We start from the raw sequence: 22,094 nt of genomic DNA on the forward strand, positions 1-22,094 counted from the left end.
ACGCCAGCCAACTGCAGGACCGGCTCATGGAAGCCCTGCGCTCCATGATCGACCAGCCCTCCGTTCTTCAGTCCCAATGCCGTCCAAAGATGAGTTTATGACAGGCTTTCTAAGAACCGGTCTAACCACCACCTTTGGCGAATGCCGGAGCGGACTACATCGTAACCAGCGGGTGCAAATCCCGCCCCGCAGCAGTGCGGAGAAGTCTCTCCATCCTTGTCGCCATCCCTTCTTTTTCAGCCAGTCAGCGCTTTTCCCATTTCCCCCCAAATGGTGACGAATGCCCGATGGAACTACATGCATTATGACGCCTCATGCCGTGGGTTCGAGTCCCACCGGTCCCACCTTACGGGACCGTAGCTCAGTGGTAGAGCAGAGAAAAAACGTTTCATCAAACTCTTGTCGTCACCGCCATTTTTTAAACATAACCATGACCTCCCCATTCCACATCACCGCTGAAGCCGAAGCCTTCCTGCCTGCCCGCAACAACGCAGGTAAGCCGATCACCGTGATCGGTACGGAAGCGATCCGCTCCGGCTTTGACCAAACCTGCATCGATCAGGCTCTCAACTCCCGCTCCGCTCCGGGCGTGACGGATCTCGTGCTCAATCCTGACGCGCATGCCGGTTACGGTGCCCCTGTCGGTTGCGTGATGGTTTCGCCAACGCACATCTATCCAGGCCCTGTGGGCGTGGACATCAAGTGCTCCATGTCCCTGCTGCAGATGAACATCCCTGCCGATGCGATCGTGGACAAAGCGATCCGCCGTCAGCTCATCGACGCCATCCTGCTGCGCACCCCCACCGGCGCAGGTCGTGGTCAGCGCGAAGCGAAAAAATCCCGCCGCGTGTCCTCCGAGCTCGGTGTGCAGGTCTGCACCGAAGGCGCCAGCAAAAGCGTGTGCGAAGCACTCGGCATCCCGCCCGAGTGGGCGCCGCGCTGCGAAGACAGCACGCACCTCGGCCACGATGGAAACGTCTCCACGCTGCACGAGCGCCTGGACAAGATGCGCTCCTTCAACGGCTTCGCTGGTTTCGAAAACAAGATGATGCAGCTCGGTTCTTACGGAGGTGGAAACCACTTCGGTGAGTGCGAGGTCGTGCAACTTGCTGATGATCCAGCGATGCGCCAGACCGCCGAAGTCTTCGGCCTGCAGGACAATCACGTCGCCTTCCTCAGCCACTGCGGTTCGCGCGGGTTCGGCAACATCCTTGCGCAGCGTCAGTTCAAGTCACTGGAAGGCTTCTTCCGCACTTGGGGAATGTCGTTTCCTGCCGATGACAAACAGCTCGTCTATTCACCACTTGGTACTCCCGAAGCGGACGCCTATCTCGATGACATGGCTCTCGGGGCAAACTTCGCCACCGTGAACCACATGCTCATCAATGCCCTCGTGCTGGAGGCTTTCCAGGAAGTACTGCCAGGTACCAAAGGCCAGCTCGTGTACTTCATCAGCCACAACATCGCCCGTCAGGAAGTCGTGGACAACCAGCTCGCCTGGGTCCACCGCAAAGGCGCCACGCGTGCCTTCCCCGGTGGCCACCACGCGCTCAAGGACACCCCTTTTGCCGAAACCGGTCACCCAATCCTGCTGCCAGGAAATCCGCGCGATGGCTCCGTGGTGATGGTGGCGAAACCCGATGCCGTAAAAAGCTGCTACAGCGTGAACCACGGCGCCGGCCGCTGCATGGGCCGCAAAGCCGCCGCACGCACGCTCGATCAAAAAAGCGTCGATGCCGACTTCGAAACCCACGACATCCTCTACAACGCCCGCCAGTACCCGATCGACGAAGCCCCCAACGCCTACAAGGATTTCAAAGAAGTCCTCCGCAGCGTCGAAGCCGCCGGTCTGGCCCAGCAGGTCTGCAAACTCAAAGCCCGCTTCGTCATCAAAGACGCGGCGGAGGCGGATGATTGATGGGACCAAACTCAGCCATGCATGTAAAAAATGACAACTTCTCCATCAGGTTATGTCTGCCGCTTTTAACAAGTCCTGGGAAGGCCTGCACACAATCACATCAATAGGTGCCAGCCCTTCTGCCCCGTGGACGATGTTCTTCGGCTCTGCGTCAGCCACCAGCACATTGTCCTGTTTCCGATACCAGGCATCTCCATATCTCGTCCGATGAAGCACAAAGCCTCGCTCTCGCATGAAATCCGCGATCTCCTGCCGCGTGGCTGGAGTGCCAAGGAAGATGGGCTGGCTTGTCACAATGCGTGCCTGACGCCCGGAATCGTGAATTCCATGCACCTGCCAGTCCAGGCCGAAAACCTGAACCGTAAGACGGATGCGTTCGAGATACTCCTCCTGACTGGCAAACCGCGAGGGACCGAAAGCGCGCCCGCATTCTCCGGAGTGGGTGGCCTTGATCGCACGACCATTTTCAGAGAACCACACCTCATGCTCCGAACCACGTGTTTGTCCGAAGCCTTCAGGTATATTCACCGGGCTCATCCGCGGGTTTTCCACCAACGCTTCCAGAATGGCAGGCTGGAAGCTGTGTCTCTCCCTGCCGCCTCAAAAACCTTCACCTGCTTGTCCCAGGCTTCGCGCGTGACAGGCGGCTGCTCACGCACCATGCGCGCAAGACGCGTTCGGTCAGCGTCACGCATGATTTCGATCAGTGCAGCTTCTTGATTCACGACTCAAAGCTTAATTTCATCCCTTTCAATTCTCAATGACCAAATCCACCCCCATCCTCCAAATCTCCGGCGAATCCGGGGGCGGTCAGCTCCTCCGTTCCTCTCTCTCCCTGTCCCTCGTCACCGGTCGTCCATTTCGGATGACCAACATCCGTGGCAAGCGGCCAAAGCCTGGACTGATGCGCCAGCATCTCACCTGCGTGAAAGCCGCCGCAGAAGTGTGCGAAGCGAGCGTCGATGGCGCTGAGCTCGGATCGGTGGAACTCGTGTTCCACCCTGGGAAAGTCATGGCCGGCGCTTATTCTTTCCCCATTGGTTCCGGCGGCAGCACCACCCTCGTCCTGCAAACCCTGCTGCCCGCGCTCCTGCATGCGGAATCATCAAGCACGCTGCGCATCGAAGGCGGGACACACAACCCCATGGCTCCACCATTTGAATTCATCGAGCAATGCTATCTGCCGGTGATTCAACGCATGGGCGTGAAAACCACCGCCACGCTGGAGCGCCATGGATTCATGCAGGCAGGTGGTGGTATGATTACGGCAGAAATCCAACCCCTTAAAAAGTGGAAAAGGCTCAAACTCACCGAGCGCGGAGACGCGGTCGAAACGTTCGGTCGCGTCCTCCATGCCCATCTCCATCGCGACATCGCCGAGCGCGAAATCGCGACGGCCTCCGCCCTCCTTGCCTGGCCGGCCACCGACATTGAACTTCGCTATGCCAATGACAGCCCCGGCCCCGGCAATACCATCCTGCTGGGCGCCCGCTTTGCGAACGTGTGCGAGATCAGCAGCGGTATCGCGCAGCAGGGCAAATCGTCTGAAGCCGTGGCCACAGGCGCAGCGAAAGGACTGCGCTCATATCTCGCCTCATCCGCACCCGTGGGAGTGCATCTCGCCGATCAACTGCTGCTGCCCATGGCTTTGGCAGGCGGCGGCGTGTTTCACACGCTGTCGATCAGCGACCACACTCGGACGAACATGGCGCTGATCGAGCAGTTCCTGCCCGTGAAGTTCACGGTCGAAGAACTGGAGCCAGGCGTGAAACAAATTCGCTGCGGTTGATGCCGCCGCGTTGCATCACTCCGCCCACGCTTCACGCAGCAGGCGCAGATAGTTGCCATGCATGATATTGGCGATGTCCTCAGCCTTGTAGCCGCGCTTTTCGAGCATGGCGGGGATGTGGGAAAGATCGGCGATGGTGTCGAGATCCTCCGGCGTCTGCTCGGTGCCATAGCCACCATCCAGATCCGTGCCGATGCCGCTGTGCAAAGCGTTGCCTGCAAGCTGGCACACGTGATCAATGTGATCGCAGATGACCTCAAGCTTGAGGCCGACTTCCTGCGGCGTGGTCTTGCCACGGATCCAGCCCGGAACCATCATCCACGCATCCAGCGCTGCGCCCATGACCCCGCCGCGTGCGATGAGTGCTTTGATCTGGTCATCGGAAAACTGGCGCGGATCAGGAACCAGGGCTCGGCAGTTGCTATGGCTGGCCCACACGGTGCCCTGATGAATCTCCAGCGCCTGCCAGAAGCACTCATCGCTGAGATGCGTCACATCGAGGATCATGCCCAGCCTGTCCATTTCCTGGATCAGCTCTTTGCCACCGGCGGGCAGGGGCCCCACCTTGTCATGACCCAAAGCATAACGGCACACGCCATAGTGTGCAGGTCCCATGGCACGCAGCCCCTGCTCCCACGCTTTTTCAAGATGCCCCACGGTGCGGATGGAGTCCGCACCTTCGAGGCTGAGAATGTAGCCAATGGCTTTTTCGTCATCGGGAATCGAGTCGTTGTTCCAGAGCGCGATCATCTCATCGAGCTCACGTACATTGGTGATCTGGCGCATCTCACCCGCCTCCTCCATGGCGCGATACCACGAGAGCTGCCCCTGCGTTTCCGCCCAAGCCTGCTCCGCAGACATCCATCCCGCGATGGGAGATGGCCCTGGCATGCACCCCGCAAGCTGCGTGGCCACGCAGAGCCCCACCTTGCCACGCCTCATGTCCGGAAAGGCGGTGGTGCCACGGGCGCGGCCTTTGCCGGTCATGCCTTCCTCACGACGTCGAATCTCATGTACAGGCAGGCGAAGGTCGCGATTGAATCCGCCGAGGGCGTTGAGGCTGAGGTCGAGGTGAGCGTCGAAGGTAAGCATGGGAGAGAATGACTAACGTGAGCGTCATTCTACGCTGACGCAATCACATGTCATTCAAACCGATAGCCTGCACCATGCACAGTGCGAATAATTCTCGGCTGAGCCGGGTCTTTTTCGATGCGCTTGCGCAATTGAGAGATGTGCTGGTCCAGCGCACGGCTTTCCGGGAAGTAATCCACGCCCCACACCTCGTCCGCGAGAGTATTGCGATCAATGACCTTCCCTCGGCGGTCATAAAGCAGTCGCAGCACTTTCACATCCCGCGGGCTGAGGGCCAGCTCCACCTTGTCACGGTAGGCACGCAGCTCCGTTGGCACGATGCGCAGATCGTCCATCGTGAAATCATCATCCGTCCTGCCACCGCCACGCGATGCCGTGCGCCGCAAAATGGCGCGGATGCGGGCGATGATCTCCTTCACCCCAAAGGGCTTGGTCATGTAATCATCCGCACCGAGTTCAAGCCCCAGCACCGTGTCGATCTCCTCAGCTTTGGCCGTGAGAAAGAGGATGGGCACTTTTTCATCCTGGCGGCGGATTTGCTTGCACACCTCATAGCCGTTCAGGCCAGGCATCATCACATCCAGGCAGACGAAGTCGGGACTCTCAGCGCGGAAAAAATCCACCGCCTGCAGCCCATCGCTGGCGGGGATGACTGCGTAGCCCTCCATGGTGAGCACTTCACGCAGGGCATCTCGCGTGTGGTCGTCGTCTTCGGCGATGAGTATTTTGGTCATGACTGGTTGGGGAGGGTGAGAATGAAGCGTGCGCCGTCGCGGTAATTAGGACACACCGTAAGAGAACCGCCATGCAATTGTGCCAGTTCGCGCGAGATGGTCAATCCGATGCCGGTTCCACTCACACCTTCAGCAAGGTCGGAGCGGAGGCGTTCAAAGGGCTCGAAAACCGTGCGGCGCTTGCCGGATGGGATGCCTGGGCCGTGATCCTCCACGATGATCCGGGCATTGCGCTCATCCTGCTCCGTGTGGATGGCGATCCACTTGCCGGCGTTCGCGTATTTATCGACATTCGAAATCAGATTTCCGAGGATCTGTTCAATGGCGTCGGGGTCAGCCATGATAGTTTGCGGTCCGTTAAAAGAGGTGACGATTTCAAACCCCTTGGTCTCCAGCAGCGGCTTCCAAAAATCGGCAATGCGCGAAACGGTTTGATCCAGTGCCAGCGGCTTGGGCTGGATGGTCAGCTTGTCACGCTGCTGGCGCGCGTAGTTGAGCACGTTTTGGATCAGGCGGTCCAGACGGCAGGTCTCTGCCTCCACGACCCCGAGCTGGCGTTTCGCGATGGTGTCTCCCTGAGATTCCGCACGATGCGCCGCCATTTCAGCATAGAGACGGATGTTGGTCAGCGGCGTCTTCAGTTCATGAGAGATCTGGTTCACAAACGTCACCCGCTGCTGCGCCACGCGGATCTCACTGGCGCTCTCGTGGAAATAAAGCCAGCCCACCACAAAGACGAGCACGATGCCGGAACTGACACCAAGCAAAATCGGGAAAAGGTAGGGCTTGGGAAACTCCTCATTCGCGGGCGTATAAGCCATCTCCCATTGTGAGAGCGGCTCCGAACAGGCCCGATGCGCTGCAGGCGGGCGCTCAGACCCGGGCAGTCGCTTGCCCCATTCGTGCAGCGGGATGCCTTTCACCGTCGTTAGCATCATGCGGCCGGGCGGGATGGCCAGCCCCGGCTGCGGCAGGCGCTGAAACAAGGAGTTCATCAGCATCTGCGGGTTCAGCAGGGCACAGCTCAGGCTGCCGTCGGCAAACCGGTGCCAGTACATGAAAACGGAATCGCCCACATGCCAGCCGCTCCAGGACATGGGGATGTCTGTTTGCACCGGACGATCGTCGATGTGGTAGCCAAACATCTTGAGGTACGTCATCCATTCGGATGAGCGCCGTTGAAGGGATGAATGCTTGCCAGAAACATAGACACGCTGAAACGGCGGTCCTCCATCCTCTAGGACTGACACAAACTGCGGCATGCTGTCCGGGTTACGCGTGGATTCCAGAATGGCTTTGATGCGGTCCTCGGCTTTGAAAATCTGCCCTGGCTGATATCCGGCCAGTCCCTCGAAAGACTCGACCGGAGCGGTTTCCCCCTCGCCAGTCACAGACCATGTCTGGGCAATCCATGGGTGCTTGGCCAGCCTTTGGGACATCAAACGGGCTGATCCAATGCTCTGCGCACCCCACACATCCAGCCGGTCCGTAATCTGCCGCATGTCATGCAGAAGATGCTGATCAGCCGAGCTAAGTCGCTCAGCTAGAATGGCCTGCATGGAGGCGTCCGTTCGCTTCTCCGCATCACGAATGAGATACGTCCCCAGCCATGCCAGCAGAGCTAGCGGCAGGATCACCAGAATGATGAACAGGATCGTGGAACGGCGTTGGAGCATGCGCGAGATGTAAAATTTAGCCTCGCGATTTATCCGGTCATCTAAATTTTATAAAAACCATAAAAACAACCGGGGCGGACCTTTTGAGTCCGCCCCGGTGATTCGTAGAGTTTCCAACAGCCAGAAGGATAACCACACTTTGAGAAAAGGGTGATCATGAGGCCCGGGCCGCTGCCCGCTTTCCTTTGATCTATGGGTAAACATCGCATGAATGGAAAAGTTTGAGTCAGCGGCTTGTGAGTACGTTGTAAGGAAATTGTAAGACTCTTAATCGGCGGCCCAAACCCGAAAAAAATCGTCTCAAGCCCGGGCTGACATACTCACACAAAAAAGGCGGGACCTCATCGGCCCCGCCCTTGGTTGAATCCTTGGTTGAATCCTTGGTTTGGTCGGTCTGATTACAGCAGGCACTCCGCGATCTGCACCGCGTTCAGCGCCGCCCCTTTGAGCAACTGGTCGCCTACGACCCAGAAGGCCAGGCCATTGTCCAGCGCGCAGTCCATGCGGATGCGGCCCACGGCGCAGTTGTCCCGGCCCGCGATGTCGAGCGCCAGCGGATACTGCTTCGCGGCAGGATCATCCAGCACATCCAGCCCGGGGGCTTTGGACAAGACTTCACGTGCCGCTTCCACCGTCACAGGCTTCTCAAACTCCGCACTGATGGCGATGCTATGCGCACGGAAGACCGGGATGCGCACGCAGGTAACGGACGCACGGAACTTGTCGTGGTGCATGATCTTGCGCCCCTCGTTCTCCATCTTCATCTCTTCCTTCGTGTAGCCAGAATCGAGGAAGGAATCCACATGCGGGATCGCATTGAAGGCGATCTGATGCGGATACACGTGCGGCTTGCTGTCCAGCTTGGCAGCGTCCCAGGCGCGGTTTTCACTCGCCCATTCGCGGGACTGGTTCGCCAGTTCTTCAATCGCCTGCGCGCCCGTGCCAGACACCGCTTGGTAGCTGGAAGCAAAGATGCGCTTCACACCAAACGCCTGATGCAGCGGATACAGCGCCATCAGCGAGATCGCCGTGGTGCAGTTCGGGTTCGCGATGATGCCCTTGTGGCTCTTCACGTCCTCAGCATTGATCTCCGGCACCACCAGCGGCACGTCCGGGTCCTGACGGAAGAAGGAGGAATTGTCCACTACCACGGCACCGGCTTTCACCGCATGCGGCGCAAAGTCACGCGAGATTCCGCCACCCGCGCTGAACAGCGCGATGTCGATCCCCTTGAAGGAATCCGGCGTCAGCTCTTGAATGGTGATGTCCTCACCCTTGAACTTCAGCTTCTTCCCGGCGCTGCGTGCGGAGGCAAGGAGGGTAAGCTGGCCGACGGGAAACTTGCGCTCTTCCAGGCAGCGGATCATCTCCGCGCCCACAGCGCCTGTGGCTCCGACGATGGCGACATTCTTCAGGGTGCTCATGGTATTCTACTAACGAGGGGTTGGTTCAAAAGGGGGCTGCGATAGTAAGGCCTCACCCGCCGGATGCAAGGGCGGGTAAACAGTGGGGGAAGGCGCGGCGTTCCCCCAATCTTCCTCCTCCTCATACTCTTACTCATACTCTTCCTCCCGGGACTGCCCCGCATCATCCTCGTCCTCAATCCTTCCGCCCTCTGGGGCAGCGTCCCCACGCGTAGTTCGGGGTTCGCTCCATTGCAGCCCGTCCGGGGCCGGGCTCTTCGTATTGTAGTCCCGGGTTCGCTTCGCGGCTTCGCAACAGCCGGTTCCGGACAAACGTCCCAAGCCCCCGCATCCTGTTGCTCCCGCTCTGATTCGTCCTCGATCCACCTCCCCAAAAACTCCCATCTTGACTTCGTGTGAAAAATACACATTACTTCGTGTGTGAAACACACCTATGAATACCCAAGAGCCGCACTCACCGTGGACTGCGTCGTCTTCGGTTTTGACGGCGGCGCTCTCCAGGTCCTCCTCATCCGCCGCGGTCTCGCCCCCTTCAAAGACCACTGGGCTCTCCCCGGCGGATTCGTCCGCGTCGAAGAAACCCTCGATGACGCCGCCCGCCGCGAGCTCGAAGAAGAAACCGGCCTCAAAGACCTCTTCCTCGAGCAGCTCTACACCTTCGGCACCGTCAACCGCGACCCCCGCGAGCGCGTCGTCAGCGTCGCCTACTACGCACTCACCAAACCCGCAGACCACATCACCGCCGCCGCCACAGACGCCGCCGAGGCCCGCTGGTTCCCCGTCACCGACATCCCCCCGCTCGCCTTCGACCACGCCGAAATCTTCGCCGCCGCCCTCACCCGCCTCCGCGGCAAGCTCACCTACCAGCCCGTCGGTTTCGAGCTCCTCCCCCCAAAGTTCACCCTCACACAGCTCCAGCGCCTCTACGAAAGCGTCCTCGGCACCGAGATCGACAAGCGCAACTTCCGCAAAAAAGTCCTCAGCTACGACCTCCTCATCCCCCTCAAAGAACAACTCCGCGAAGGCCCCCACCGCCCCGCCCAGCTCTTCCGCTTCGATCCCGTGAAGTACGAGCGCCTGAAAAAGAAGGGATTCCTTTTCGAGATATGAATACAGAAAACTCACCTCCATCCACAACACCTCGCGAACGCGCATTGCTCTCCCTCGATGGCCTGTCAGTCGGCGATGCCTTCGGGCAAATGCTTTCGACGTGTGCTCGCAGTGCGCGGAGTGTCATTGAGCGTGATGGGCTGCCTTCCGGCCCGTGGTGGCACACGGATGACACTCAAATGGCGATGGCCATCGTTGAGGAGATGGCGAACCATGGTCAAGTCGCAACTGACTCTCTGGCCTGGCGCTTTGTCAGGCGGTATCAGGCTGATCCTGGCCGCGGCTATGGCAAAGGCGCACGGATGCAGTTGGATGAAATCGCACGCGGTGCGAGCTGGCGGGAAACTTCAACGGCGGCTTTTAGTGGACGTGGCTCGAAGGGCAATGGCAGCGCTATGCGCTCAGCTCCTTTGGGCGCGTGGTTCGCTGATAGTCTGGCGAAAGTCGTCACCGAAAGCTGGCAATCATCGATCGTGACACATGCTCATGCAGAAGGGATCGCGGGCAGCGTCGCAGTGTCATTGGCGGCCGCGATGGCATGGAATACCAGAATGCTTCCTCTGGAAAATGCGCGCAAAGCCATCTGGCAGAAAGTCCTGGAACTCACGCCCGCTGGAGAAACCCACGAAGGCCTTCGAAAGGCAAGTTTCGTGCCCTTGGAAATGTCCGGTGAAAATGCTGCGCGGATTCTTGGTTCTGGCTTTCTCGTTACCGCACCCGATACCGTGCCATTCGCCATCTGGTGTGCCATTCGCCATCTCGACAACTATTGCGAAGCCTTGATAACCACTCTCGAAGGTGACGGCGACTGCGATACCAACTGCGCCATCGTCGGAGGAATCGTTGTCCTTCGAGTCGGGCGTGAAGGGATTCCTCCGCTATGGCTGAAATCACGTGAACCTCTCAATTTAGAATTCAAATGAACCCCGAACAAACCACCCGCACCAGCAAGTTTCTCAGTCTGGTCCTGCGGCATCAACCCCAAACCGCTCACATCACCCTCGACGCCGCAGGCTGGGCGAGTGTCGAAGATTTGCTTGCCGGCTGCGCCAAAGCCCGGCGTCCCTTGAGCCGTGCTGACCTCGACCACATCGTCGCTACCAATGCCAAAAAACGCTTTGAGTTCAGCGCCGACGGCACACGCATCCGCGCCAGTCAGGGGCATTCCGTGGAGGTGGATTTGAACTATGAGCCCAAGGAACCGCCTCCGATCCTCTATCACGGCACCGCGACGCGTTTTCTCGAAAGCATTCAAGTGCAGGGACTGCTGAAAATGCAGCGCCACCACGTCCACCTGGCGGCAGAAACGAAGATGACCATGCAGGTCGGAGCGCGTCATGGAAAACCAGTTCTCCTCACCATCCTGGCAGCCGACATGCACCTGGCAGGTCACACCTTTTACCTCAGCACCAACGGCGTCTGGCTCGTGGAACATGTGCCAGCCAGCTTCATACGAATTTCATGAATGCCATGCTCAAAACCATCCAAGCCGACATCACCACCCTCGACGTCGATGCCATCGTCAATGCCGCCAACTCCTCTCTTCTCAGCGGTGGTGGCGTGGACGGTGCCATCCATCGTGCCGCAGGCAAAGATCTGCTGGCCGAATGCCGCATGCTCAATGGCTGCCGCACCGGCGAAGCCAAAATCACCCGAGGCTACAATCTCAAGGCTCGGCACATCATCCACACCGTCGGCCCCGTCTGGAATGGCGGCAAAAATGGAGAGCCCGAGAAACTGCGCTCCTGCTATGCGAACTCATTGCGAATCGCCGCAGAGCATCAGCTGGCCAGCATCGCCTTCCCCTGCATCTCCACCGGCGTCTATCGCTTCCCGGCAGATCAGGCGGCGCAGATTGCCGTGGAGACGGTGCGCGAATTCATCAGCAAACCTTCATCTCTGAAACAGATCATCTTCTGCTGCTTCGCGGCGGCAGATCGGCAGCGCTATGAAGCGCTGATACAAGAACAAGATTCACAAGAATGAAAAAAATCACTCTCTATCGCCCCGTCGGCCCCAAGGAATTGAAGCTGATTGAGGATTCAGGCTGGAAAGCATTTCCACCGCGTCTCCCTGACCAGCCCATCTTTTATCCAGTGATGAATGAAGACTACGCGATCCAGATCGCGCGTGACTGGAATGTGCCCGCATCTGGATCGGGTTTCGTTACGCGTTTCGAGGTCGAAGCGGAGTATTTGAGCCGTTTTGAGGAGCAGGTTGTTGGAGGCGCTGTGCATCGAGAACTCTGGGTGCCTGCCGAAGAGCTGGAAGAGTTCAACCGGCACATCGTCGGTCAGATTGAGGTGGCCAGACGCTTCCCGGAAACAGACTAATACAAGCCCCCCCCCTTCCATGAATTCATCACCACAAAAGCAAGCCATCCTGGGCTGCCTGCTGGGCACGGCGGTGGGGGATGCCCTGGGCCTTCCGGCTGAAGGAATGTCTCGCAAGCGCGTGGCGGCGATGAAACTCGGCTATCAGCATCGGTTCATCTTCGGGCGCGGCATGTTCAGCGATGACACGGAGCACACGCTGATGCTGGCAACTGCACTCATAGAGCACCCAAACGATCCTGCCGCAATGCAACGCGCACTTGGCTGGAAGTTGCGCTGGTGGCTACTGGCCTTGCCCGCAGGAGTCGGTTTGAGCACAGCAAGAGCCATCCTGCGGCTATGGATCGGATTCCCCGCAGCGAAAGCCGGGGTTCATTCAGCGGGAAATGGAGCGGCCATGCGCAGTGTGATCATGGGTGTGGTGTTTGGCGATGATGCTGCGAAACGACAGGCATTCACCCTTGCCGCATGCCGTCTCACCCACACGGATCCACGTGCGGAAGAATCCGCACTCTTGGTGGCAGAAGCAGCTTCCATGGCCGCACAGCATCTCTCTTCGCATGAAGCGCTGCCTGTCTTGGAAAAGCTCATTGTCAGTGACGAAATGAAATCGCGCTTTGCAGCATTGAAGACGGCGTTGAGCACACAGAAGAGCGTGCTGGAATATGCGGTGGACATTGGCTGTGGATACGGAGTGAGCGGCTTTGCACCCAACACAGTTGCAGTGGCACTGTTCGCATGGCTGCGGCATCGAGGTGATTTCGAAACGGCAGTGCGCTCAGTAATCCAATGCGGCGGAGACACGGACACCGTGGCGGCGATCACAGGAGCCATCTGTGGCGCCGAAACTGGAGAGGCTGGCATCCCGCGTGCATGGATCGACGCTATCTTCGAATGGCCACGCTCGGTCAATTACATCCGACGAGTGGCGCAGGCGCTCGTCTCGGGAAATCGCCGTGCTCCGCGCTATTTCTGGCCCGCTGTTCTGCTGCGAAACCTGTTCTTTCTTGTCATCGTCATCCTGCACGGCTTCCGTCGAATGCTGCCTCCTTACTAATCCATGACCACCAGCCCCCTCCTTACCGATCTCTATCAACTCACCATGGCCGCCGGTTACTGGAAATGCGGCAAGGCGGAGCAGGAGGCCGTATTTCATTTGTTTTTCCGCAAGCTGCCCTTCTCCGGCGGCTATGCCATCGCCGCCGGACTGGGAGATGTGGTGAAGTGGCTTCAAGGATTCCGCTTCAGCACCGCAGAGCTGGACTATCTCACCACGCTGCCGGGGCGGGATGGAAAGCCGCTCTTCGAGCACGGTTTTCTCGACTACCTAGGCACCCTCGAATGGCGCTGCGATGTGGATGCCATGCCCGAGGGCACTGTCGTCTTCCCCCACGAGCCCCTCCTGCGCATTAAAGGTCCCCTCATTCAGGCGCAGCTTGTGGAAACGGCCTTGCTGAACATGATCAATTTCCAAACGCTCATCGCCACCAAGGCCGCACGTGTGTGCCTGGCGGCCCAAGGCGAGCCCGTGCTGGAGTTCGGCCTGCGCCGCGCACAGGGGCCGGATGGCGCAGTCATGGCCAGCCGCGCCGCCTTCATCGGCGGCTGCGCCTCCACCTCGAATGTTCTCGCAGGCATGACCCATGGCATCCCCGTGCGCGGCACGCATGCCCACTCATGGGTCATGTCCTTCGACACCGAACTCGAAGCCTTCGAAGCTTACGCCGAAGCGCTGCCCAACAACTGCGTCTTCCTCGTGGACACCTACGACACCCTCGAAGGCGTGCGACATGCCGTGGAAGTTGGTTATCGTCTACGTGATCGCGGACACGAACTCGCCGGCATCCGCCTCGACTCAGGCGATCTCGCCTGGCTCAGCATCGAGGCCCGCCGCATTCTGGACGAAGGCGGATTCCCAAACGCCTTCATCGTCGCCAGCAACGATCTCGACGAGCACCTCATCGAGAGCCTGAAACATCAGGGCGCAAAAATCGGCGTGTGGGGCGTCGGCACCCAGATGGTCACCGGCGGCTCACAGCCCGCGCTCGGTGGCGTCTACAAGCTCGGTGCCATCCGCAATGCAGCGGGCGATTGGGAGCCCAAGATCAAGCTCAGCGAACAGGCCATCAAAGTGAACAATCCCGGCATCCAGCAGGTGCGCCGCTTCACCCTCAACGGCGAATTCCGTGGCGATGCCATTTTCGACGAGGAGCACGGCTGCCCCGCCCCCGTGGAAATCATGCACCCCAGCGATGCCACTCGCAGCAAACCCATTCCCGAAGGCGCGACCCACGAAGACCTGCTGCAACCGGTGTTTCGTGCTGGAAAACTCGTCGCCGAACTCCCCACGCTGCCGCAGATCCAAAGCCGCTGCTGCGATCAGCTCACACATCTTCACGCCACGGTGAAACGTCTCCAGCATCCGCATGAGTACACAGCAGGCGTGGAAAGAACGCTGCATGAGCGGAAACTACAGCTCATTCAGAAAGCAAAATCGTGAGCGCCTCCCTGAATGCCCCGCCGCCCCTGATCGCCGCCGTGGATGTGTGCTACCACGATCACGGCGCAGCGGCTGCCGCCGTTTTGTTTGAAAACTGGGCGGATGATCAGATCAAAGAGCAGCACCTCTGCCACATTCCTCAAGTGGCCGACTATCAACCCGGCCAGTTTTACCGGAGGGAACTCCCCTGTGTGCTCGCGGTTTTAAAACTGCTGCCTCAAGCGCCTGCGGTGATCGTCATCGATGGTCATGTGTGGCTGCGCCCCGGCGAGCCCGGCCTGGGATGGCATCTGCACGAGGCCACAGGAATCCCCGTCATCGGCGTGGCCAAGACTTCCTTTGATCAATCTCCCCACGCCGCACATGTGTTCCGTGGCGAGAGCATGAAGCCCCTCTTTGTCACGGCTGCCGGTATGGACCAGCAGGACGCCGCATGTCACATCCAGTCCATGCATGGCGCCTTCCGTCTCCCCACCCTTCTGAAAAGCGTGGATTCGCTCTGCCGCAGTGGCGCTCCCTCAGCCGTGGCCCCCCAATGATTCTCCTTCATGAAAACCCTCCTCCTCATCGACATCCAAAACGACTTCATGCCCGGAGGCGCGCTCGCCGTACCGGGTGCGGATGAAATCATCCCCCTCGTGAATGACCTCATGCCGCAGTTTGATCTCATCGTCGCCACCCAGGACTGGCATCCTGCGGATCACGGCAGCTTCGCCGCCAATCATCCTGGCAAAAGTGCCTATGACAATATCGATCTCGACGGCCTGTCCCAGACACTCTGGCCCATTCATTGCTTGCAAAACACGGATGGCGCGTCATTCGCTCCAGCTCTCGACGCGCAACGCATCACTCATGTTTTCACCAAAGGCATGAACCCACGCATCGACAGCTACAGTGGCTTTTACGACAACGGCCATCGAGCCTCCACCGGCATGGGCGAATGGCTGAAGGCCCAAAACGTCAGCGAACTCACCATCGCCGGTGTGGCTACGGACTACTGCGTGAAGTTCACCGTGCTCGATGCCTTGAAAGAAGGCTTCCAGGTGAACCTGATCGCTCAAGCTTGCCGAGGTGTGAATCTGCAGCCCGGAGATGTGGCGCGCGCGTTGGATGAAATGCAGGCGGCGGGTGCGCTCATCCAGGACTGATCGCGTCAAGCCACCATGGCCTCCCACATCGGGTGCGTGTCGGCAAACATGCGAAAGCGGGCGATCCGGCCATCTCTCAAATCATAGACGTGGGCCACGGCGGCTCTCATGGCTTTGCCGGTGTCGGGAGCAGATCCACTGTAGTGGCCGAGGACAACGACGCGGTCACCAGTGGCGAACATTTCTTCTTCCGTGAAAGCGAAGCCGGTCCAGCGTCTGGCATTGGCACGAAAAACATTTTCAATCACCGCAGCAGCACCGTGCCAGGTGGAGCCGCCGGGAAAACCCGCGCTCTGCTGCCAGACGAGGTCGTCGGTGCAGAGCGCGGTGAAAGCGGCGTCATCTCCCGCGCGCATGGCACGATACATTTCGCGGATGATTTCGAGCGGGGTCATGACGCGTTATCGTTACTGCGCAAGCAAGCCGCCATCAACCTTCAACGATGTGCCGGTGATGAAAGAAGCGGCGTCGCTCGCGAGGAAGAGCACGGGGTTGGCGATCTCCTCAGAGCGTCCCATGCGGCCAATAGGATGCAGAGAGCGCAGGTAGGTGAGTGCTTCTTCATTTCCATTGCCGGTGAAGCGCGTCATCATGTCGGTTTCGACGGCCGCAGGTGCCACGGCGTTCACACGGATGCCCTGCTTCGCATATTCCAGTGCCGCGGCTTTCGTGAGGCCTTCGACAGCATGCTTGCTGGCGACGTAGATGCTGGCACCAGCCATGCCAACATGCCCGGCAGCACTGCTGGTGTTGATGATGACACCCGCGCCCTGCTTGAGCATGACGGGAATCTCATGCTTCATGGAGGTGATCACACCCCACACATTGATGTCAAAGACTCGGCGATAGTCCGCCTCGGTGGCATCCACAATGGAGCCGGCAAGTTCGACGCCCGCGTTATTAAAAGCGATGTCAAGGTGGCCATACATCGCCACTGTCTTGGCCACGAGCGCCGCGACGTCAGCCTCCACGGCCACGTCCGCTTTCACAAAAGTGGCTTCACCACCTGCGGCTTTGATTTCAGCCACGACGGCCTGGCCTTCGGCTTCACGCCTGCCGCTGACGACGACTTTCGCCCCGGCTTTGGCGAAGGCGAGAGCACTGACTTTGCCGATGCCGCTGGTGGCTCCGGTGATGAGGACGACTTTGTTTTGGAATGTGGTTTGCATGTGAGTGGGGTCTTGAGGGATTGAGTTGAGGGAGTGAGTGAGTGAATCAGGCTTTGCCGCCGAATGAGACGTGGTCGTCGAAATCGAGGAAATCGAACCACGTGCCGATGTCTTCACGTGCAGAGCCTCCCGCCTTGGCGATCTGTGCGCTGATGTACTCTCGGCTCTCGTTATCGCTAGGCACGGCAGCTTCACGGTATTCGCTCCAGTGGGCGATCTCGTAGTCGCTGCGTTTGTGCAGCGCGCTCTTTTCGATCCAGGCAAACATGTCGGCGTCGCCCAGTCCCTTGGCCGCTTCGGCTTTCAGGGCTTCGTGGTCGATGCCGGTGAAGCTCAGGAAGCGCTGATCCAGCGGGCAGTTGTAGTGGTACTCGCCGTTTTTACCGGCGATCTCAGCACGGCATTTGTCGAGCAGGCGTGGGAGCAAAACATAGCCGCCAAGGCGGACGCGTGGGCTGCGTGGGGGACGTTGGGTGAGGTCGATGGACATGGGCTTGGGGTGGTTTGTGGCGTTGGTTTTGGGGTGAAAAAGAAATCAGGCGGCAAGCGCGGCTTCCAGAAAGCCTTTGCTCTTCACGCCGGTAATCGTGTTCACGGGCTGGCCGTTTTTGAAGACGATGAGCGTGGGGATGGCGCGGATGCCAAAGCGAGCTTGCAGGTCGGGGAAGGCGTCGATGTTCACCTTGGCGATGGTGGCGCGTCCCGCCTGCTCAGTCGCAAGCTGGTCGAGAATGGGCGACATCATCTTGCAGGGGCCGCACCACTCCGCCCAGAAGTCCACGAGGACAGGCTGGTCAGTGTTGGCAAGAGTGGCGTCAAAAGTTTCAGTGGTGAGGGCGATGGGTTTCATAGGAGTGGGTTGGTCTAGAATAGACCGGTCGGTTTACAGCGGACTAAAAAGAAAATCAGGGAGTGAGCAGCGTGCGAATGAAGTTCAGCGCTTCGCGTGGAGGAGTCGCGTCACGGCAGATGGCAGAGCGCTGCATGGCTCCATTCCACAGGTCATGAATGATCACGGCCGCTTCGGCAGGCCGCACGGTTTTGGCGATCTTCTTTTTCTCGATGCCTTCCTGCAGCACCTGCTCCAAGATGGCGATCGACTCGCGATTTCCAGCCGCAAGCACCTCGCGCATCGCCTCACTCATGTCAGCGACTTCAGCCGCCAGCTTGAGCACCAGACAGGGGCACTTCCCCTTCGTTTCCAGCACACGGCAGATCGTGCCTTCGCAAAAACTGAGCAGTCGCTTCAGCGGGTCCGGCTCAGGCGTGTCGGAAAGCAGCATCTGCTTCTTGTAGGCCGTGGCATCGGCCACGTAATGCTTCAGCATTTCCACGCCAAACTGTTCCTTGGATTTGAAGTGGTGATAGAAAGAGCCCTTGGGCACCTTCACGGCCTCAAGGATTTCCGTCAGCCCGACCGAGTGAAAGCTCTTCTCAAGCATCAGCCCTTCAGCTGCGTCGAGAATGCGTTCTTTGGTCGTCCGGTCGCTCATGATGGATGAATCATTAGACCGATCAGTCTAATCAATCAACCGCATTCTTTTATTTCTGCAATCTTGCCCGTTGATGCTATCAAACGAAGTTCCCGTCCGCAGTCGATCATTCAATCCCCCATGAGCCTCACCCACCCACACCTCGAAGTCAGCATCGGCATGCAGCGGCTGCGTTTGTTTGATGACAGGCGCCTCGTGCGCGAGTGGCCGTGCAGCACGTCGAAATTTGGCATCGGCTTCACCGAAGGCAGCAACAAGACGCCGCTGGGCCGCTTTGTGGTAAAGGAAAAGCACGGCGACGGCGCGGAGAGCGGCACCATTTTCAAGTCACGCCAGCCCGTTGGTCGCTGGACCCCTGGCATGGAAACAAAGTCCGATCTTGTCCTCACGCGCATCCTCTGGCTGCATGGCATGGAGCCGCGCAATGAGAGCACCTACCAGCGCTACATCTACATCCACGGCACCAACGATGAAAACAGCATCGGTCGCCCAGCCAGCCACGGCTGCGTGCGCCTGCGCAATCGCGAAATGATCGAGCTGTTTGATCTCGTGCCGGCGGGGACGCCGGTATGGATCGAGGAATGAGCCCCGGGCTCCCCGTTGTAGCACCTCATTTGAGCAGCCCCAGTAACTTCAAAAAGACATCCGTCTTCTGCAGGGTGTCCTCATAGAGGGCTTTGTTGCGCATGAGATAGCCGTGCACTCCGCCTTCATTGATGTCGAGTTCACAGCGGTTGCCTGCCTTCAGCATGGCCTCTTGGAAAGCCTTGGCACCTGCAAAGGGCGTGACAGTGTCACCGGTGCCGTGGAAGATGATCGTTGGGGGCACGCCCGGGCGGACGTGGTGCACCGGGGACAGTTCCTGCCAGCGCTCACCGATTTTCGCATTCCCGTAGCCCTCTTTGGAGGTGTCGATGACGGGAAAGAGCAGCACCAGGGCGTTGGGGACCGGTGAAATTTTGAGGTCGTCGCTGTCTTCATTCACAGGGTCAAAAAGAGCGGTGGCGGCGGCCAGATGACCACCGGCTGATCCACCGCTGACGATGACTTTTTGCGGATCAATCCCCAGCTCCGTTGCATGCCCGCGGATGTAGCGCACAGCAGACCGGGCATCCTTCACGCAGTCAAAGACGCTGACTCCGGTCTTCTTGCTGTATAGGCGGTACTGCATGCTGATGCCCACCATGCCGAGCTTCGCATAATGCGCCGCAAAGGAGTACATGCGCCGGGGCGTGCCGCCGGTCCAGCCGCCACCGTGGATGATGAGGAAGCAGGCGCGGCTGTCACCCGCCTTGAGGCCATCCGGTTCGAAGACGTGCAGTTCCAGTTCCTGCTCGGCGATCTTCTTGTACGGCAGGATTCGCGTGGGTTTCAGCCCGGTGGCCATCTGATCCACCGCATCAGGCGCTATCGGCTTGGCGGCGGGCTTTTCCGCCGAAGCAGGGCTTTGGGCTTGCAGGAAGGAGATGGCAAAAAGGATCGCGAAGCAGAGGTGTTTCATGGCAGGTGGCTTGAACGGCCAAAAAGGCGCAGCCATTTCACTCAAGGTTTGGGTCACCGTTCTGCTGCCGCCAGGTTTGCAGCTTCGCGGCGAGTCCCTCTTTCTTTGCGCGATGCACCGGATCTCCGCTCAGATCATGCATCTCGTCCGGATCACTCTTCAAATCAAAGAGCTGCTCCCGCCCCACCTTCGGGTAAATCACAAACTTCCAGCGCTCATCGCAGATCATGCGCTGGGTATCCGTAAAAACACCGGTGACAAAATCATGCGCGCGCTCGGCTTGATGCCGCAGCAACGGTGCCAGACTCTTTGACTGCACAGTGCCAGGAACTGCGGTGCCCACGAGATCACACAGCGTGGGGAAAAGATCGTTCAGGTTCACCAGTGCAGCACTGCGCTCATTCTTCGGCAGCCCAGGACCGCAGATGATCAGCGGGCTGCGGATGCTGTGCTCATATTCGTTCTGTTTGCCCAGCAGCCCATGGCTGCCCAGCGCAAGGCCCTGGTCGCTGGTGAAAATAATGATCGTTTCATCAGGCGCTGGCAGCGCATCCAGATCCGTGATCATGGCATGGTAGATGGCCAGTTCCTCGCGCACCTCGCTTTCGATGCGCGGCGTCTTCAGCAGCAGTTCATCGCGTCCGTCGATGTTGCCATGGTCAAACGGATGCTTCGGCGCAAAGTTGGCAGGCAGCGGCATTTTCGCGGCAGCGTAGCGGCCTTTCATGCCCGCCGGCCACTGGCGTGGGTCGTGAGGAAAAGCAAAATTCACATGCAGGAAAAGCGGCTTGTCCTTCGGGGCCGTTTGAATCCCATGAATCGCCCCATCAGCGATGTGCCGGCTGTTGTCGGACTGGAGTCCCACGCCTTTGCCGAGTTCTGCCTGGTTGTTTTCATCCTTGAAGGTCCAGCCGCGATACCCCGTGAGCGGCCGACCACGATCATCCATGTCCGGTTGCGTGACACCCTTCCCGCCGCCGCTGGAATAAAGTCCGTTGGTGGTGCTGTAGCCGCGCTGCGTTGGGTGGCCATCGTTGTGCCATTTTCCCGTGTAGCAGGTGTGATAGCCCGCTTTTTGCAGCGTCCCGCCGAGCGTGGCCAGGCGGGGATCAATCGCACCGCCAGGATACTTCGGCAGCGCTTTGAAAGCGGGGTTGCCCGTGAGGATCTGCGCACGGCTCACATGGCAGATGGGGTAGCCCGCATAGGCACGGGAGAATGAAGTGCCGCGGGCGACGAGGCGGTCCAGATTCGGTGTGTCGATCACGGCATTCCCCAGCGCATGAATCGTGTCCGGCCGCTGATCATCAGCGACGATGAGGAGAATGTTCGGCGCAGCGTGGAGGCTGATGCCGACTATGAAGAAAAGAAGCAGCGTGCGCATTCAAGAATAACGCTGCAAATCATCCCGCCCATCAAGCTTTCGGCCGGTTGCCCAGCGCTGCCAGAAACACTTCGTGCAGACGCTTGGTGAATGCCGCAGCACTCTCATCCGGCGGACTGGCCAGCGGTTCACCCAGCGTGATACGCATGCGGATCTTTTTATCTGGCAGATGCCACAGCGGCCAGCCCTTGGAGAGGTAGTCGCTGTTGGTTTCGATGAACACCGGCCATACCGGAGCGCTCGATTGCGTAGCGATGATGCCCAGACCGCCCTGAAGCGTGTTGATGCAGTTTTCCAGCTTCCGCGTGCGTGTTCCTTCTGGGAAAAACAAAAGCCGGTCTCCCTGGCGCAGCGCTTCGATGGAATTCTGCAGCATTTTATGCGCGGGCTTGTTGGGGATAAAGCCCGCCAGCTTGGCTGCGCCACGTAGAAACGGATTGTGCATCAACGACGCCTTCAAAATGCAGCGCAGCCCGTGGATTTTGGACAGAATGAAGACCGCATCCCAAAGCGCCGGGTGATTGGGCGCGATGATAAGCCCCCCTTTGACATCCTTCAGCGCATCGAAACCGATGTATTCGCACTCATACACACCGCACACGCGCAGGAATGTGAGGAAGAGGCGGAAGGCCACGCTCAGCAGCCACTGGCCCAGAGAGCGGGATTTTTCCACGGGAAGAACCGGCACCAGAACAGCACCGGCCAGCACAAACAACAAGCCCCCGATGGCCCAGTAGATCATGCTCAGCAGCAGCACAACGACGTGCCACACATGGATGAGCACACGGCAGAACGTCGGCGCAGACGCGCATCTTGTTGTTTG

The 22,094-nt window shown here is 59.2% G+C and carries 26 protein-coding genes; 12 read left to right on the forward strand and 14 right to left on the reverse strand.

Features of this window, described 5'->3' with window-relative positions; all coding sequences use genetic code 11:
* Nucleotides 1-430: 430 nt before the first annotated feature.
* On the forward strand, nucleotides 431-1,918 hold the full coding sequence (locus WAW39_RS07335; RefSeq protein WP_422317307.1) for an RtcB family protein: 1,488 nt from the start codon (nucleotides 431-433) through the stop codon (nucleotides 1,916-1,918).
* A 45-nt stretch (nucleotides 1,919-1,963) separates the two neighbouring features.
* Here WAW39_RS07335 and WAW39_RS07340 read toward each other — a convergent pair whose 3' ends face one another.
* Together WAW39_RS07340 and WAW39_RS07345 are read right to left on the reverse strand one after the other, a co-directional pair.
* Entirely contained in the window at nucleotides 1,964-2,455 is a 492-nt protein-coding gene (locus WAW39_RS07340) for a hypothetical protein (RefSeq protein WP_422317309.1), read from the reverse strand.
* Nucleotides 2,452-2,643, reverse strand: coding sequence for a hypothetical protein (locus WAW39_RS07345; RefSeq protein WP_422317311.1), 192 nt, complete (start codon nucleotides 2,641-2,643; stop codon nucleotides 2,452-2,454). The genes WAW39_RS07340 and WAW39_RS07345 overlap by 4 nt, the downstream gene beginning before the upstream one ends.
* A gap of 35 nt (nucleotides 2,644-2,678) precedes the next feature.
* On the opposite strand from WAW39_RS07345, the gene rtcA reads away from it, so the two are divergent.
* Entirely contained in the window at nucleotides 2,679-3,707 is a 1,029-nt protein-coding gene (rtcA, locus tag WAW39_RS07350) for an RNA 3'-terminal phosphate cyclase (protein ID WP_422317313.1), read from the forward strand.
* 15 nt (nucleotides 3,708-3,722) lie between these two features.
* Here the strand turns inward: rtcA and WAW39_RS07355 are convergent, their stop codons facing one another.
* The 4 genes from WAW39_RS07355 to WAW39_RS07370 all read right to left on the reverse strand — a co-directional run bounded on the left by WAW39_RS07355 (nucleotide 3,723) and on the right by WAW39_RS07370 (nucleotide 8,633).
* Nucleotides 3,723-4,799 (reverse strand): dipeptidase, encoded by a 1,077-nt coding sequence (locus tag WAW39_RS07355; protein WP_422317315.1) that lies wholly within the window; start codon nucleotides 4,797-4,799, stop codon nucleotides 3,723-3,725.
* Between the two features lie 50 nt (nucleotides 4,800-4,849).
* Nucleotides 4,850-5,533, reverse strand: coding sequence for a response regulator transcription factor (locus WAW39_RS07360; protein ID WP_422317317.1), 684 nt, complete (start codon nucleotides 5,531-5,533; stop codon nucleotides 4,850-4,852).
* Nucleotides 5,530-7,209, reverse strand: a complete 1,680-nt coding sequence (locus WAW39_RS07365; protein ID WP_422317319.1) for a sensor histidine kinase — start codon at nucleotides 7,207-7,209, stop codon at nucleotides 5,530-5,532. Before WAW39_RS07365 ends, WAW39_RS07360 begins: the two co-directional genes overlap by 4 nt.
* Nucleotides 7,210-7,607: 398 nt before the next feature.
* Nucleotides 7,608-8,633 carry an aspartate-semialdehyde dehydrogenase gene (locus WAW39_RS07370; protein ID WP_422317321.1) on the reverse strand — a complete coding sequence of 342 codons (1,026 nt, stop codon included), beginning with the start codon at nucleotides 8,631-8,633 and terminating at the stop codon, nucleotides 7,608-7,610.
* A gap of 420 nt (nucleotides 8,634-9,053) precedes the next feature.
* Between WAW39_RS07370 and WAW39_RS07375 the strand changes: the two genes are divergently transcribed.
* The 9 genes from WAW39_RS07375 to pncA are packed head-to-tail and all read left to right on the forward strand — an operon-like array spanning nucleotide 9,054 to nucleotide 15,724.
* Nucleotides 9,054-9,743: an NrtR DNA-binding winged helix domain-containing protein gene (locus tag WAW39_RS07375; RefSeq protein ID WP_422317323.1), complete on the forward strand. Its 690-nt coding sequence runs from the start codon at nucleotides 9,054-9,056 to the stop codon at nucleotides 9,741-9,743.
* Entirely contained in the window at nucleotides 9,740-10,666 is a 927-nt protein-coding gene (locus tag WAW39_RS07380; RefSeq protein ID WP_422317325.1) for an ADP-ribosylglycohydrolase family protein, read from the forward strand. The genes WAW39_RS07375 and WAW39_RS07380 overlap by 4 nt, the downstream gene beginning before the upstream one ends.
* Complete coding sequence (locus tag WAW39_RS07385) at nucleotides 10,663-11,208, forward strand: RNA 2'-phosphotransferase (protein WP_422317327.1); 546 nt, start codon at nucleotides 10,663-10,665, stop codon at nucleotides 11,206-11,208. The genes WAW39_RS07380 and WAW39_RS07385 overlap by 4 nt, the downstream gene beginning before the upstream one ends.
* Nucleotides 11,205-11,729: an O-acetyl-ADP-ribose deacetylase gene (locus tag WAW39_RS07390; RefSeq protein WP_422317329.1), complete on the forward strand. Its 525-nt coding sequence runs from the start codon at nucleotides 11,205-11,207 to the stop codon at nucleotides 11,727-11,729. The genes WAW39_RS07385 and WAW39_RS07390 overlap by 4 nt, the downstream gene beginning before the upstream one ends.
* The gene (locus WAW39_RS07395) at nucleotides 11,726-12,076 is read left to right on the forward strand and encodes a hypothetical protein (RefSeq protein ID WP_422317331.1); all 351 of its coding nucleotides are present in this window, start codon (nucleotides 11,726-11,728) and stop codon (nucleotides 12,074-12,076) included. The genes WAW39_RS07390 and WAW39_RS07395 overlap by 4 nt, the downstream gene beginning before the upstream one ends.
* Nucleotides 12,077-12,095: 19 nt before the next feature.
* Nucleotides 12,096-13,133: an ADP-ribosylglycohydrolase family protein gene (locus WAW39_RS07400; RefSeq protein WP_422317333.1), complete on the forward strand. Its 1,038-nt coding sequence runs from the start codon at nucleotides 12,096-12,098 to the stop codon at nucleotides 13,131-13,133.
* Between the two features lie 3 nt (nucleotides 13,134-13,136).
* On the forward strand, nucleotides 13,137-14,576 hold the full coding sequence (locus tag WAW39_RS07405) for a nicotinate phosphoribosyltransferase (protein WP_422317335.1): 1,440 nt from the start codon (nucleotides 13,137-13,139) through the stop codon (nucleotides 14,574-14,576).
* Nucleotides 14,573-15,115 (forward strand): endonuclease V, encoded by a 543-nt coding sequence (locus tag WAW39_RS07410; RefSeq protein ID WP_422317337.1) that lies wholly within the window; start codon nucleotides 14,573-14,575, stop codon nucleotides 15,113-15,115. Before WAW39_RS07405 ends, WAW39_RS07410 begins: the two co-directional genes overlap by 4 nt.
* A 9-nt stretch (nucleotides 15,116-15,124) precedes the next feature.
* Nucleotides 15,125-15,724 carry a bifunctional nicotinamidase/pyrazinamidase gene (pncA, locus tag WAW39_RS07415; protein WP_422317339.1) on the forward strand — a complete coding sequence of 200 codons (600 nt, stop codon included), beginning with the start codon at nucleotides 15,125-15,127 and terminating at the stop codon, nucleotides 15,722-15,724.
* A 5-nt stretch (nucleotides 15,725-15,729) separates the two neighbouring features.
* On the opposite strand, the gene WAW39_RS07420 is transcribed toward pncA, so the two are convergent.
* Genes WAW39_RS07420 through WAW39_RS07440 form a run of 5 tightly spaced genes read right to left on the reverse strand, consistent with a single transcriptional unit; the run spans nucleotide 15,730 to nucleotide 18,386 of the window.
* Entirely contained in the window at nucleotides 15,730-16,119 is a 390-nt protein-coding gene (locus WAW39_RS07420; RefSeq protein WP_422317341.1) for a nuclear transport factor 2 family protein, read from the reverse strand.
* A gap of 12 nt (nucleotides 16,120-16,131) precedes the next feature.
* Nucleotides 16,132-16,893 carry a glucose 1-dehydrogenase gene (locus tag WAW39_RS07425; RefSeq protein WP_422317343.1) on the reverse strand — a complete coding sequence of 254 codons (762 nt, stop codon included), beginning with the start codon at nucleotides 16,891-16,893 and terminating at the stop codon, nucleotides 16,132-16,134.
* A gap of 46 nt (nucleotides 16,894-16,939) precedes the next feature.
* On the reverse strand, nucleotides 16,940-17,383 hold the full coding sequence (locus WAW39_RS07430) for a DUF5069 domain-containing protein (RefSeq protein WP_422317345.1): 444 nt from the start codon (nucleotides 17,381-17,383) through the stop codon (nucleotides 16,940-16,942).
* A gap of 45 nt (nucleotides 17,384-17,428) precedes the next feature.
* Nucleotides 17,429-17,743, reverse strand: a complete 315-nt coding sequence (gene trxA, locus WAW39_RS07435) for a thioredoxin (RefSeq protein WP_422317347.1) — start codon at nucleotides 17,741-17,743, stop codon at nucleotides 17,429-17,431.
* 55 nt (nucleotides 17,744-17,798) lie between these two features.
* Nucleotides 17,799-18,386, reverse strand: a complete 588-nt coding sequence (locus WAW39_RS07440; RefSeq protein ID WP_422317349.1) for a TetR/AcrR family transcriptional regulator — start codon at nucleotides 18,384-18,386, stop codon at nucleotides 17,799-17,801.
* A 120-nt stretch (nucleotides 18,387-18,506) separates the two neighbouring features.
* Here WAW39_RS07440 and WAW39_RS07445 point away from each other — a divergent pair, with 120 nt between their 5' ends.
* Complete coding sequence (locus WAW39_RS07445) at nucleotides 18,507-18,971, forward strand: L,D-transpeptidase family protein (protein ID WP_422317351.1); 465 nt, start codon at nucleotides 18,507-18,509, stop codon at nucleotides 18,969-18,971.
* Nucleotides 18,972-18,996: 25 nt separating this feature from the next.
* On the opposite strand, the gene WAW39_RS07450 is transcribed toward WAW39_RS07445, so the two are convergent.
* From WAW39_RS07450 to WAW39_RS07460, 3 genes are read right to left on the reverse strand one after another with little or no spacing between them, the layout of a single operon-like run.
* Nucleotides 18,997-19,887: an alpha/beta hydrolase gene (locus WAW39_RS07450; RefSeq protein WP_422317353.1), complete on the reverse strand. Its 891-nt coding sequence runs from the start codon at nucleotides 19,885-19,887 to the stop codon at nucleotides 18,997-18,999.
* Nucleotides 19,888-19,924: 37 nt separating this feature from the next.
* Nucleotides 19,925-21,271 carry a sulfatase-like hydrolase/transferase gene (locus WAW39_RS07455; RefSeq protein WP_422317355.1) on the reverse strand — a complete coding sequence of 449 codons (1,347 nt, stop codon included), beginning with the start codon at nucleotides 21,269-21,271 and terminating at the stop codon, nucleotides 19,925-19,927.
* 31 nt (nucleotides 21,272-21,302) lie between these two features.
* Nucleotides 21,303-22,043, reverse strand: coding sequence for a lysophospholipid acyltransferase family protein (locus WAW39_RS07460; RefSeq protein WP_422317357.1), 741 nt, complete (start codon nucleotides 22,041-22,043; stop codon nucleotides 21,303-21,305).
* Between the last annotated feature and the right edge of the window lie 51 nt (nucleotides 22,044-22,094).

This window comes from Prosthecobacter sp. (genome assembly GCF_049294395.1).
Classification (GTDB): domain Bacteria; phylum Verrucomicrobiota; class Verrucomicrobiia; order Verrucomicrobiales; family Verrucomicrobiaceae; genus Prosthecobacter.

Coding starts and splice junctions, on each gene's coding strand:
- WAW39_RS07335 (WP_422317307.1), top strand. CDS start 431: ATGACCTCCCCATTCCACATCACCGCTGAAGCCGAAGCCTTCCTGCCT.
- WAW39_RS07340 (WP_422317309.1), bottom strand. CDS start 2,455: ATGAGCCCGGTGAATATACCTGAAGGCTTCGGACAAACACGTGGTTCG.
- rtcA (WP_422317313.1), top strand. CDS start 2,679: ATGACCAAATCCACCCCCATCCTCCAAATCTCCGGCGAATCCGGGGGC.
- WAW39_RS07355 (WP_422317315.1), bottom strand. CDS start 4,799: ATGCTTACCTTCGACGCTCACCTCGACCTCAGCCTCAACGCCCTCGGC.
- WAW39_RS07360 (WP_422317317.1), bottom strand. CDS start 5,533: ATGACCAAAATACTCATCGCCGAAGACGACGACCACACGCGAGATGCC.
- WAW39_RS07365 (WP_422317319.1), bottom strand. CDS start 7,209: ATGCTCCAACGCCGTTCCACGATCCTGTTCATCATTCTGGTGATCCTG.
- WAW39_RS07370 (WP_422317321.1), bottom strand. CDS start 8,633: ATGAGCACCCTGAAGAATGTCGCCATCGTCGGAGCCACAGGCGCTGTG.
- WAW39_RS07380 (WP_422317325.1), top strand. CDS start 9,740: ATGAATACAGAAAACTCACCTCCATCCACAACACCTCGCGAACGCGCA.
- WAW39_RS07385 (WP_422317327.1), top strand. CDS start 10,663: ATGAACCCCGAACAAACCACCCGCACCAGCAAGTTTCTCAGTCTGGTC.
- WAW39_RS07390 (WP_422317329.1), top strand. CDS start 11,205: ATGAATGCCATGCTCAAAACCATCCAAGCCGACATCACCACCCTCGAC.
- WAW39_RS07395 (WP_422317331.1), top strand. CDS start 11,726: ATGAAAAAAATCACTCTCTATCGCCCCGTCGGCCCCAAGGAATTGAAG.
- WAW39_RS07400 (WP_422317333.1), top strand. CDS start 12,096: ATGAATTCATCACCACAAAAGCAAGCCATCCTGGGCTGCCTGCTGGGC.
- WAW39_RS07405 (WP_422317335.1), top strand. CDS start 13,137: ATGACCACCAGCCCCCTCCTTACCGATCTCTATCAACTCACCATGGCC.
- pncA (WP_422317339.1), top strand. CDS start 15,125: ATGAAAACCCTCCTCCTCATCGACATCCAAAACGACTTCATGCCCGGA.
- WAW39_RS07420 (WP_422317341.1), bottom strand. CDS start 16,119: ATGACCCCGCTCGAAATCATCCGCGAAATGTATCGTGCCATGCGCGCG.
- WAW39_RS07425 (WP_422317343.1), bottom strand. CDS start 16,893: ATGCAAACCACATTCCAAAACAAAGTCGTCCTCATCACCGGAGCCACC.
- WAW39_RS07430 (WP_422317345.1), bottom strand. CDS start 17,383: ATGTCCATCGACCTCACCCAACGTCCCCCACGCAGCCCACGCGTCCGC.
- trxA (WP_422317347.1), bottom strand. CDS start 17,743: ATGAAACCCATCGCCCTCACCACTGAAACTTTTGACGCCACTCTTGCC.
- WAW39_RS07440 (WP_422317349.1), bottom strand. CDS start 18,386: ATGAGCGACCGGACGACCAAAGAACGCATTCTCGACGCAGCTGAAGGG.
- WAW39_RS07445 (WP_422317351.1), top strand. CDS start 18,507: ATGAGCCTCACCCACCCACACCTCGAAGTCAGCATCGGCATGCAGCGG.
- WAW39_RS07450 (WP_422317353.1), bottom strand. CDS start 19,887: ATGAAACACCTCTGCTTCGCGATCCTTTTTGCCATCTCCTTCCTGCAA.
- WAW39_RS07455 (WP_422317355.1), bottom strand. CDS start 21,271: ATGCGCACGCTGCTTCTTTTCTTCATAGTCGGCATCAGCCTCCACGCT.